The sequence below is a fragment of the Methanosarcina sp. Kolksee genome (genome assembly GCF_000969945.1).
GTDB lineage: Archaea > Halobacteriota > Methanosarcinia > Methanosarcinales > Methanosarcinaceae > Methanosarcina > Methanosarcina vacuolata.
The window spans coordinates 445,346-456,937 of record NZ_CP009524.1 but is presented as its reverse complement, the minus strand read 5'-3'; the positions used below and the strand labels follow the sequence as shown (position 1 = coordinate 456,937).

13 protein-coding genes are annotated in these 11,592 nt (G+C 35.5%); 5 read left to right on the top strand and 8 right to left on the bottom strand.

The window, feature by feature from the left end; genetic code table 11:
- Positions 1-193: 193 nt before the first annotated feature.
- From MSKOL_RS02060 to MSKOL_RS02030, 6 genes are all read right to left on the bottom strand, one after another.
- Complete coding sequence (locus MSKOL_RS02060; RefSeq protein WP_048123570.1) at positions 194-514, bottom strand: DUF6951 family protein; 321 nt, start codon at positions 512-514, stop codon at positions 194-196.
- Positions 515-600: 86 nt separating this feature from the next.
- On the bottom strand, positions 601-984 hold the full coding sequence (locus MSKOL_RS02055) for a putative zinc-binding protein (protein ID WP_048117456.1): 384 nt from the start codon (positions 982-984) through the stop codon (positions 601-603).
- A 67-nt stretch (positions 985-1,051) separates the two neighbouring features.
- The gene (locus tag MSKOL_RS02050) at positions 1,052-1,285 is read right to left on the bottom strand and encodes a thioredoxin family protein (RefSeq protein ID WP_048117452.1); all 234 of its coding nucleotides are present in this window, start codon (positions 1,283-1,285) and stop codon (positions 1,052-1,054) included.
- Between the two features lie 94 nt (positions 1,286-1,379).
- On the bottom strand, positions 1,380-2,351 hold the full coding sequence (locus MSKOL_RS02045; RefSeq protein WP_048153394.1) for a permease: 972 nt from the start codon (positions 2,349-2,351) through the stop codon (positions 1,380-1,382).
- A 250-nt stretch (positions 2,352-2,601) separates the two neighbouring features.
- A complete protein-coding gene (locus MSKOL_RS02040) occupies positions 2,602-2,901 on the bottom strand; it encodes a helix-turn-helix transcriptional regulator (RefSeq protein WP_229393824.1) in 300 nt (99 codons plus the stop codon).
- Positions 2,902-3,273: 372 nt separating this feature from the next.
- Positions 3,274-3,633 carry a helix-turn-helix transcriptional regulator gene (locus tag MSKOL_RS02030; protein ID WP_052725306.1) on the bottom strand — a complete coding sequence of 120 codons (360 nt, stop codon included), beginning with the start codon at positions 3,631-3,633 and terminating at the stop codon, positions 3,274-3,276.
- Between the two features lie 818 nt (positions 3,634-4,451).
- Between MSKOL_RS02030 and MSKOL_RS02020 the strand changes: the two genes are divergently transcribed.
- Both MSKOL_RS02020 and MSKOL_RS02015 read left to right on the top strand, forming a co-directional pair.
- Complete coding sequence (locus MSKOL_RS02020) at positions 4,452-4,841, top strand: co-chaperone YbbN (RefSeq protein ID WP_231592373.1); 390 nt, start codon at positions 4,452-4,454, stop codon at positions 4,839-4,841.
- Positions 4,842-4,844: 3 nt separating this feature from the next.
- The gene (locus tag MSKOL_RS02015) at positions 4,845-5,480 is read left to right on the top strand and encodes a cytochrome c biogenesis CcdA family protein (RefSeq protein WP_048153393.1); all 636 of its coding nucleotides are present in this window, start codon (positions 4,845-4,847) and stop codon (positions 5,478-5,480) included.
- 276 nt (positions 5,481-5,756) lie between these two features.
- Here the strand turns inward: MSKOL_RS02015 and MSKOL_RS02010 are convergent, their stop codons facing one another.
- On the bottom strand, positions 5,757-6,200 hold the full coding sequence (locus MSKOL_RS02010; RefSeq protein ID WP_255351986.1) for a universal stress protein: 444 nt from the start codon (positions 6,198-6,200) through the stop codon (positions 5,757-5,759).
- 698 nt (positions 6,201-6,898) lie between these two features.
- Positions 6,899-7,045: a DUF6951 family protein gene (locus MSKOL_RS02005; protein ID WP_229397034.1), complete on the bottom strand. Its 147-nt coding sequence runs from the start codon at positions 7,043-7,045 to the stop codon at positions 6,899-6,901.
- Between the two features lie 436 nt (positions 7,046-7,481).
- Between MSKOL_RS02005 and MSKOL_RS02000 the strand changes: the two genes are divergently transcribed.
- The 3 genes from MSKOL_RS02000 (at position 7,482) to arsB (ending at position 10,735) form a co-directional block, all read left to right on the top strand.
- Positions 7,482-8,960, top strand: a complete 1,479-nt coding sequence (locus tag MSKOL_RS02000; protein WP_048153392.1) for a flippase — start codon at positions 7,482-7,484, stop codon at positions 8,958-8,960.
- Between the two features lie 122 nt (positions 8,961-9,082).
- Positions 9,083-9,421 (top strand): helix-turn-helix transcriptional regulator, encoded by a 339-nt coding sequence (locus MSKOL_RS01995; RefSeq protein WP_048153391.1) that lies wholly within the window; start codon positions 9,083-9,085, stop codon positions 9,419-9,421.
- Between the two features lie 249 nt (positions 9,422-9,670).
- Complete coding sequence (gene arsB, locus MSKOL_RS01990) at positions 9,671-10,735, top strand: ACR3 family arsenite efflux transporter (protein ID WP_082091009.1); 1,065 nt, start codon at positions 9,671-9,673, stop codon at positions 10,733-10,735.
- The last annotated feature ends 857 nt before the right edge of the window (positions 10,736-11,592 follow it).

Genomic DNA, 11,592 nt, shown 5'->3' with positions numbered 1-11,592 from the left:
ATTTCCACTCAATTTGAATAGGATACAAATTAATTAATTTCCTTATTCAATATCTGGCAATATAATTCGAAGTTTTAGGATAAGCTCTTTTTAACAGGTTTTTCACTTAACCATAAAGAAATTCTTTCCTTTAAAGGAATTTGCCTCTTGAGTATTAAATTGGAAATTGAAAAGGAGGTAAATTTTTCCTTTTTTAAACTTCATTGAACTCGATGCTAATGCTACCTGCCTTTTTTACTAGAGATTTTGCAAGGAAACCACTTTCCAGTCTGCAGAGATTGAGCACTGCACAGGGCACAAGACAATTTGAGGAGCACTGTGCTTCCTGTGCTCTATCAATCACATAGTTGTTTTTGATATCCATAATTTCCATCATGGGAACTTCCATGTGAGAGAACTTCTTTATTTTTTCACATGGAGTTTCAATGTCAACAATAATTTTATTTCCTTTTTTGCTTCCACGTATCTTGTGAACAAAACCACATATAGTAGAATTTACAGTAAATTCAGTCAACTTGCCACCTTTAATTTTGGTCATTTAAGTTTCTGATTATTAAGATATATGGTCTTAGCAATGCATAATGTTAATTGAAACCGAAATCATTCAGACTGCAGTATTTCAAGGGTTTTTTCTAGAGCTTCTGAGATTTCACTGTCTTTGAGATCCTTGTCTTTATTCTTTTTAATTCCGAACTCCGAAATTACAATATGCTGATCCACTTTAAAACCTGCAAGTTCGAGAGTTTTGCTTGCACAGTTCACCGGGCAGCCATCAATTGCAATTATCCTTTCTGAAGCCTCGGCGGATTTCATGAGTCCGGGAGCTCTAGCCCCAATTCCTACGGTACACATCAGGTTTCCAAAGTTTTGTCTTTCGAGTTCTATTGCGGTCTTATTTGAAAGTTGTCCCACATTTGAAGCCCCAGTACATGGGAAAATTGCCACGTTTGACGAACCACATGCGCATTTTGTCTCTTCTGCCATAATTTTATCCTCCTCATAAGCTTGTTTTTTCTTATTTTAATTAATTGAATAGTAAACGATTCCATTTTTATTGAGTAACCCATTTTCGAATATCTTTTTCGTCTGGAACCTTACCTGCAACTTTTACTTCTCCATCAATAACAACTGCAGGAGTGACCATAACGCCGTAGTTCAGTATTTTTTCAATATCCTCAACTTTAATTACTTCAGCATCTACGCCAGTCTGCTTCAGTACTTTTTCAATCGTTTCTTTTGTTTTTTTGCACTTTGGACAACCAGTTCCGAGAATTTCGATCTTCATCTTTTTAACCTCGTGTTTTGTTTTATCATTTTGGACATTTTACTGTCATTATTTGAACATTTTACTGTCTTTTCGAGTTGTAAATGCATTAATCTCATAGAATAATGTTAAATAGATATCCAGTAAATATTATCGATACCGTAACAATTAAAACAAAAGCTCCAATCAACTCTTTTTTAAGTACTTTCTTCAGGATAATCATTTCAGGGAGCGAAAGTGCAGTAACTGCCATAAGGAAGGCTAGAGCAGTGCCGACAGGAAGCCCTTTTCCAATAAGGCTTTCCACTATAGGGATCATACCCATAACATTTGAGTATAGAGGAACCCCTATAACGACTGCAATTGGAACAGCAAGCAAATTGTCTTTCCCTGCATATTGTGCAAGGATACCTTCGGGAGCATATCCATGGAAGATTCCTCCCAAAGTAACTCCAATAATTATGTATATCCAGACCTTTTCCACGATTTCTTTAACATTGTCATAGGCAATAGCAGCTCTTTCATTTATTTTCAGAGATTCCTGACCTCTATTTTGATCCCCTACCTTTATATTGTAAACAAAATCCGCCACATATTTTTCCATTTTCAGAAGGCCTATTAAGTACCCACCAAAAACTCCGAGTACAACACCTGATACTATATAGATCAGGGTTACCTTAAGGCCAATGGTGGCCCACAGTGCAGCAACTGCAGCCTCATTTACCAGGGGGGAGGTAATAAGAAATGAGAAAGTCACTCCAAGTGGGATTCCAGATTCAACAAAACCAATAAAAAGAGGTACTGATGAACAGGAACAGAAAGGCGTGACCGCTCCTAGCAGGGAGGCTAATAGATGATATTGCAATCCTGTTCTGCCTCCAAGGATTTTTCGGGTTTTTTCTGGAGTTACATAGGTCCTGATGTAGGAAACAACAAAAATCATCACGGCAAGCAGCAAGAAAATTTTCAGCACATCATAAATGATAAAGTTAACACTGGCTGCAAGGTGCGTGTCAGGTGCAATTTTAAACACCTCATATGTCAGTTTATCAGCAATCCATTGAAGAGGATAGAATATATCAACCATTTTGGATCCTCCATTATGTTACTTCTTGAACGATATTTCAATTTACAAATATATCAATATATGATGATACTTAATATTATTTAAATATTTCCCTGAAGCTCAGAATATTTAATCCATTTTGAACCCCATATACTTTTACTTAAGATGATTTTCAATTCAAGACCGAATTGGTTTTATGAGAATATTGAGGATATACACACAAAACAACGAGGAACCAACTTCTTTTGAGTTTTTATAATAGTACAAAATCTTATTCCTCAAGTACCTCCAGAATTTTCCTGATTTTTTCGTTTTGGATAGAATATAACCTCTTTTTCCCCTCTTTTCTTACCTTAATTATCCCCCAGTCCTGTAATTTTGCAAGGTGCATTGAGGTATTGGACTGAGTCCTCCCGATTATTTCCGGGATCTCACAGGCACATAGCTCTCCTCTGTTACCGTATTTATTTTCTCTGCATTTATTTTCAGATTCGATTAAAGCCTTAATAATTCTATACCTGGTGTCTTCACTTAGAGCCTTGAAAAGCTGTATATTTTCTTCATTAATCATATCAACAATTATTGAATATGTAGAATTATATATATTTTTCGAAATTGGAAATTAGACATATTGTTTGTAAATTTGGAGTAAAGGCTATTTTTAACTCACATAGTTTCCAGGCTAACGAAATAAAGTAGATTTCATATTCTAATGGAAAAACAAAAGATACATGGACAGAAAAAATACAAAAGATACATAGACAGAAAAAAAATACAAAAGATACATAGACAGAAGAAAATACAAATAGATGAGAAGAAGACTGTTGTTGCTGCTTTAAGGACGAAAACCCCAGTCATATTCATTTTTAAATCTTTTTCATTCCAGATTTAATTAAGCCCTGTTCTGATTTTCATTCAGGTTCATTCATATTTTCTTTCAGGTTTATTCGGATTTTTTGTTTTGTAACTGCTTAATAATATCAAAAATATCTTCAAATTCAGGATTCAACCTGTAAAAATGCCATTTTGAACTGCTGTAGGCTTCGACGATCCCGCAGTTTTTCATGATTGCAAGGTGATGAGAAACAAGGTTCTGCCTTTCGTTCAATTTAAATATCAATTCACAAACGCAGTGATCTCGTTGAGAGAGAAAATAAGCAATTTTCAGTCTTATAGGATGTCCGAGAGCACTGAAGATCTCACTGGCTTTTTTTATGTCATTGTCCAGAAAATCGATTTCCTGGAGCATTTTCCCTTCCCATTCCTTCTTTTTCTCAGGGTCAGCAGGACAACAATAGCTCATAAATAAAAGAAGTTAAGCCTTCTAAATAAGGGTTTTCATATCAATTATTTTAGATATCTAACATATTATTATTTATACTCAATATTTTTTGGGACTTTAAAAATCTTAAATTACAATATATCAACATTTTTTGATATATACATCGCGGTTTTTTATAACTTAGGATTTCTAAATCAATTTGAAGGATTAAGCTGCCCTTTTTGAATAAAGTATTACCAAAAGTTCCTGAAATCTTTGTAAATATATGCCGCACTATCTTTATGGAGAAGGCATTTGATCTTAAAATCAAAGAGGTAGTTGCTGTTGTACCTTCTGCCCGTATAACGTGCCAGTTCTGTGTAGATGAATATTCTCGGCGAGCACTGAATCAAAAACAAGCAGAGAAGAGGTAAACAAGGGAAAATAGATTGATTTCTCACTGGACTGATCAATTACAGAATATTTCCTCTTGTCAATCGAGTTAATCACTACAAGGATCTTCCTCATATTTTTGATACTCACAAGTAATTTGACAAAATACTTATAATATTTGTTACATTTGAGTATATCAACATATCTTGATATTTTATAATAAGTTTCTACTTCTTGACGATAAAATAGAATATGAAAATTTTTGGAGAACTATAATGAAGCGATTGCATAGAATACAAGGTAAGAAACGAATTCATTTTTCATTACCTACTTTAATAAAATCGCTCTCAACTTTAGCGATTTTTTGTTTCCTGATCTTCAGCTCTGGTTGCACAGATTCTGACAGCTCCGATAATGAAACAGACCTTGCTGAAATTACGGAGAACGTTAGTGACTCAGGCACTGGAATGGAATTGATTGAAGTTACGAACTTGAGCCAGATTGATGAAGCCCTCAAAAAAGGTCCTGTTGTACTGAAACTTGGCTCAAAGGGTTGTATTCCCTGTGGAGAACAGGAAGAAATATTCTCAGAGCTACTTCCAAAATATCAGGATTCTGCCTCATTCATGCTTATTGATATCAAGCAGAATCCCGAGTTTGCAACAGAATTTGGAGTAAGAGTTATTCCGGATACCTGTATTATTATGGATATCGAAAACGGAAAATACATGTATATGCGGCAGGACGGCAGCAAAAGCCAAGAAAGAACAAGCGCAAGGTTCCTAGGTGTTACCGACAAAGAAATCCTTTCAGAGACTCTTGAGAAAGCTATTGAATCCAGGAAAACAGAGGAATAAACTATGTTTTTCGATTTTTTTCCAATTGCAGCTTTTTTTGCAGGGGTAGTCAGTGTACTTTCTCCGTGTATCTTGCCCGTAATCCCGGCAGTTTTTGCTTACTCAACTGAGAAAGGAAAGTTCAGACCGCTTGCGATTGTGTTAGGTTTGTCCCTTTCCTTCACCTGCATGGGGATCATTACTTCCATTTTAGGGGCTACGTTCACGGCTTATCTCGGTTACCTTAACATCTTCGCCGAAATTCTTCTTATAACTATGGGCGTTGCTCTGATTTTTGATCTCAATATTTTCAATGTTTTTGGAAACTTTTCATCCCTTGCGAACTCCAAACGAGAAGGCCTTTTAGGAGGGCTTTTACTTGGTTTCTCTCTCGGGATTGTCTGGCTTCCGTGTGTCGGCTCAGTACTTGGTTCAATCCTCACCATGGTTGCGGTTTCAGGTAAGATTGGTTATGGAGCGTTGATGCTTTTCATATATTCCCTCGGCTTTTCCATTCCAATGCTTCTTGTTGCTTATTCTGCAAGCTTTTCTTCCTCAAAGCTTAAGAAAGTTTCAAAATATGGTTTCCCTTTAAAAAAAGTTGCAGGCTTTGTAATTATGGGAGTCGGCTTTTATATGGTTTATCGAAACCATTTCTGACCTATAGTACCAAGAACTCCCATTTTGCAAAGAAGAAATGTATGTGGTTTGAATGAAACAAAAAAGAGACGAAGATTCACTTCACTACAACCTAAAAGACAGAGGATTCTTAATCTTCTGTTCTTCCCATGTAATAAAATGAATTTTTACGTTAACCTATCAAAAGCAGGCTTAGCACGAAAATAATGGAACCTCAAAAGTTGTCTGCAAAGTAAGCAACTGCGTAAGCTATATACAGGTGACATTAAGTATTCCAATAATGGACCTTTTATAACCTTAATTCGGTTTTTGTTTCTTAACAACAAGAACTGGAACCTTTGAATGCCTTACAACCTTATATGTTACACTTCCAAGCAAAAATCTTTCTAATCCTCCTTTACCAAGGGTTCCCATTATTATAATATCTGCTTTGTTCTGCTCTGCAAACTCCAGAATTGCACTCGCAGGATCGCCTTCTACAACCACACCTTCATAGTCTATTCCCTTATCCTTTGCAACCTTCTTAGCATACTGGATAGCATCATTTCCTTCTTGACGCAACATTTCCTCCATGACGTTCCAGCTAGAACCCAGATGAATCGGTGTTTCCAGTACAGACGGTACATATGCGTCTTTATTAAGCACATAGAGAGCATAGACCTTCGCACCCATAATTTTTGCAAGTTCCATTCCTTGCAGTACGGCAGTTTGACTATATTTAGACCCGTCTGTTGCAATCAGTATTCTTCGAAAAGTATCTTTAAGATTTATTTTCCTCCCCCCGTTCCAGAATAGTATTGAGTTGCTTTGATGCCTCAGCTAAATGCAAACAAAAGTATTATAGTACTATGATAAAAGCAAATAAAGATATGCGTGAATATTCAGCCTGGACAAAGCAAGATCAACCGTTATCTTATTAGATTCAATAGAAAAAATTTATATGAAGAGTACTTCGATAAACCCTACTTTTTAGCTACCTGCTTATAAAGGGTATTTAAGTAATTTGTTGGGATCAGAGGTTTATCGAAGTTCTCTGGACTAATTCTTGATAGCTGTTGGCTATTAATTATCTTTTTGTGACTATAGTTATTAATTTTGATAAACTTTAAGACCTACGAAGCAGGGAAGACAGTTAAACATCCTTAAATTCAACACTGATACTGCTCGCCTTTTTTGCCAGATATTTTGCAATGAGTCCACTATCAAGTCTACAGAGGTCGAGTACTGCACAGGGTACTAAGAGCTTATCCGAAAATTCAGTAATGCATATCGAAAAGTTACAATAGGTCTAAATATCCGGGCGTCCGTTCTGATTTTGCATATTGCATATTGTAAAAGTTATAGCAGGCAACCACTTTTCGGATAGGCTCTAAGCAGTTTGAGCAGCATTTAACTTCCTGTGCTTTATCAATCACGTAGTTATCTTTGATGTCCATAATTTATTTCATGGGGATTTCCATGTGAGAAAACTTCTTTATCTTTTCATATGGAGTTTCGATGTCAACAACAATTTTGTTTCCTTTTCTGCTTCCATGGACTTTGTGAACAAAGCCACAAATAGTAGAATTTACTGCAATAACGGTCAATACACAACCTTTATTTTTCCAATTATTCTCGGCATGATTTGACGAATCCTAAATAAGATTACCTCAGCATTAACCAGAAGAATTATAATTAGTAACGGAATATAAATCAACATATATAAGTAACATATGAGTATAAGTTCATATACTCATATATAAGTGATGATCCCCGCAGATATTGTTTTCTATATTTAAGGCTCTGGCTGATGAGAACAGGATAAGGAGATGGGATTTTTTTAAAAAATGAGGGATTGTGTGTCTGCGATATAAGGCGGTTTTAGGCATTAAGCAATCTAACACTTCTATATATTTAATTAGGCTGAAGGTAGCAGGACAACAAACCGTTTTGGCGATTGTATTTTTAGAGCAATTCATCTCAAAATTACTTCTATTAGTCTCCAGTCCGAGAGTTAAACAAGACTAAGTTTTAGGTGTTATAGTGTCATATCAAAAATTTGCAAGAGAAGTCGGCCTTATCGGAATGGTTCAGGTACTTACAAACTTAAGTACCTTCCTTCTAATCCCAATAATCACAAAAAGCCTTGGGACGTATGATTACGGGCTCTGGGCGCAGATAAACATTTCAGTATCCTTAATCTCTCCTCTTGCACTTATGGGCCTTTCAATGGGTCTTGTCAGATTTTTATCTTCTGAAACAGAGAAGGAAGTGATAAAGGAGGCTGTCTATTCCATTCTTTTTTTCGTGACTATTTCTGGCCTTCTGGCCTCCCTTTCACTGTATATGCTTGCCGAACCTCTAGCAACGTTCGGTTTCAAGGATCCAGATGCGGCCTATTTCATCAAGGCAGGCTCCCTTTTGATTCTCGTGAATGTAATCGAGCCTGTGTCTCTTTATTATTTCAGAGTGTTCAGGCAGATTAAGGAATTTTCTTACTTTACTCTTTTTGAAGCACTTGGAAAATTACTTTTTATTCTCTTTCTTCTCAAAATTGGATATGGGCTACTTGGTGTAATAGTAGCCACATTACTGGTACAGGGCGTCATTACTTTAATCGCTATTCTGATCATTATTAAACAGATAGGACTTGTTATCCCTCGATTTACTTATTTAAGGGAGTACCTGCGATTCTCTTTACCTTTAACCCCAAATACTCTTGTAAGATGGATTACAGAATCAAGTGACAGATATTTAGTTACTTATTTTCTCGGTCTCAATAGTGTAGGCATATATTCGGCAGCCTGCTCCTTCGGGAACCTTATACAATTTCTTATAAACCCTCTTCAGCTTATTCTTTTCCCAGAGCTCTCAAAACTGTTTGATGAAAATAAAATTGATGAATTAACAGTTTATATGTCTTATTCCTTGCGATATTTCCTTATTATTTCTATTCCTGCAGTCTTTGGGCTTTCAGCTTTTGCAAAACCTTTGCTTGGAATATTTACAACAGAGAACTTTGTTTCAGGTTGGTTTGTGATCCCAGTTATAGCTTCTTCTGGCCTTCTAGCAGGAATCGCTCAAATTTTTATCAATACACTATTAATTGTCAAAAAAACGAAAGTACCAACTTATATTAATTTTGCTGTGGCGGTTTTGAACGTGTTACTTAACCTTCTTCTAATACCCTGGGTAGGCATTGTCGGGGCTGCTCTATCAACCTTATTCTCATACTTTTTTATGGCTATTCTTTGCACACACATGTCTCTAAAACATTTCAAACATAACTTTTATTTTTATGATATCATAAAATGTATTTTATCCTCAACGGCTATGTACTTCTTTGTTTCCCGTTTTGAGATATTGACCACCTATAAGCTTCTCGTGGCTGCAGGAATAGGCGTTCTTGTTTATCTATCTGTGATGTTTCTGTTGGGAGGTTTCAACGATCACGAGCTTTCTTTAATAAAAAAACATTTATTTAGAATCAGAAGTAACCTCACCAAAATAATTGAGGCTTAAACAGTTGATTATATAATGTTACTGATAGAATTTTAAGTAGAATTCACAATTAAAAATAAGACCGTACTTTTAAATAGTATATGAGTATAATTGCATATACTCATTTAGAGTTGGTGGTGCCCATGGATATTGTTTACATACTTAAGGCGTTGGCTGATGAAAACAGGATAAGGATACTAAATCTTTTAAAAAAACGAGAACTATGTGTCTGTGATATTGAAGCAGTTTTAGGCATTAAGCAATCTAACACTTCCAGACATCTGAATAAACTGAAAGTGGCAGGAATTATTGTTTCTGTAAAAAAATCCCAGTGGGTCTATTATCAACTCAACGATTCTACTTTTCAAAAATTTCCCTTCCTCTCAATTATTATTGGTTATGAAGTTGAGAAAATAAACGTTTGTAAAGACGATTTAGTTTTATTAGAAAAGCTTAAAGCAAGTGATAGATGTTGCGAGTGATCAAAAAATAGTTATTTTTATGTAACTATTCAGTCTATATAAAACAGAATCAATAGCCATCTTTGTTAAAATTAAATAGACAAATTTCTGCAAATTGATTTTATGGAACTGTTGGCAACTGACTGCGTTTCGTCCTCTTCTATAGGTTATTTCTTTGATTTATTACTTTCACTAGAATCAATATCAATAGACATGTTTTTATAGGCTGAATAGTTACATTTTTATAAAATATTTATTGAAAAATAGAGGGTGTTCGTTCTGGAAGAAACTGCTGTATCAAAATTATCGTTTTTAAATCGTTATTTAACCCTGTGGATCTTTCTGGCTATGTTTATCGGCGTGGCTCTGGGTTTTGTCTTCCCGGGCTTTGCAGACTTATTACAGAGTTTGTCTATTGGCACCACATCCATTCCCATCGCTATCGGGTTAATAGTTATGATGTATCCGCCACTGGCGCGGGTCAAATATGAAGAGCTAGGCAAGGTCTTCAGAAATCATAAGGTATTGGGTTTATCCTTACTCCAGAACTGGATCATCGGCCCCATTTTGATGTTTATCCTGGCAATTGTATTTCTCAGAGAATATCCAGAATATATGGTAGGTGTTATTCTAATAGGTCTGGCCAGGTGCATTGCCATGGTGATTGTTTGGAACAGCCTGGCAGATGGGGATAATGAATATGCGGCTGCACTTGTTGCTTTCAATTCAGTCTTTCAGCTGGTCTTCTACTCCGTCTTTGCTTATTTCTTTATAACCATACTGCCTGAATGGCTGGGACTTAGTGGTATGGAAATATATGTATCCATGGGAGAGGTTGCTCAAAGTGTTGCGATCTATCTGGGAATTCCTTTCATTGCTGGTTTTTTAACCCGTTATTTCCTGCGCCCCTCAAAAGGAGCCGAATGGTATGATAACAAACTCATTCCAACAATAGGCCCGATTTCACTTTATGCTCTATTGTTCACGATTATTGTTATGTTTTCGTTAAAAGGCGAATACATTGTTGCACTGCCAATGGACGTTGTAAGGATTGCAATACCCCTCTTAATATATTTTGTAACTATGTTTGGGGTATCTTTCCTTATATGTAAACAAATGGGGATTAGTTACGAACAGACAACTTCTCTAGCCTTTACGGCAGCAAGTAACAACTTTGAACTGGCAATTGCCGTAGCAGTAGCGGTTTTTGGCATCAATTCCGGGCAGGCGTTTGCAGCGGTAGTGGGCCCTCTAATTGAAGTGCCCGTAATGATCGGACTTGTCAATGTTGCACTCCACTGGAGAAGAAAATACTTTACAAAAAAACGCATATGAAATTCTTCTAATCACAGGCACAAAGAAACGAAAGTACTTGAAAAAACTTTCATGCTAAATGACTTGGAAATGGCAAAGAAACCTTGCAGTTTGCTTTACAGCCAATCAACTTTGTATTTACAGCCTATAAACTCTGCATTTACAGGGGTAGTGGTAAAAGAATCTTAATTAGATTGTGGGCTACCAAAATTTACCTTCGTTGTTGCTGATAAGATTAGAACATAAGGTATGCGATTCTTTGATTTCATATCTTTGCAAGAGATTTTGAATAATCTTATCCAGCTAAAGAACTTTTGTATTGTGATTTTCTTTTTGAAATTGACCCAGTCCACTTTTATTGGCTATCTTCTTTTCTTAGGTGTGGAGAAATATCTTTCCACTTACAACCTTGTGTAACTGCATATAAGATTCCGTTTATTAATTTTCATAAGTCTGCATAAGGTCTTTTGTATTTGGTTTTGCGGCAGGTGATAATGTTCTATGGATTCCCATAAAACATCACCGATGTAATGAAGACATAATGTCAAATTTATAATTTATACAAATTAGTTGTTTTGGGAGAATATCTAACTTATTTTAGGTAAATAACTGATTATAAGCAAATAACTGATTTTCAGCAAATAACTGATTTTAGCAATAGGCAGTCTTTAATATAAAATGGACAAATAGATTATGTATAATATTTAAATTTAAAATTAACTGAAATTTTTTAATATTTATTTCAAATATATATTAAACTTGAATTATATAGCATATTAAAAGCCTTTAAATTAATGTTAATAAATATGCACTTCAGGAGCAGAGGGGACGAATTTCAAATTTATTATGGGTAAAGATAATACTTTAGTTATCTTGAC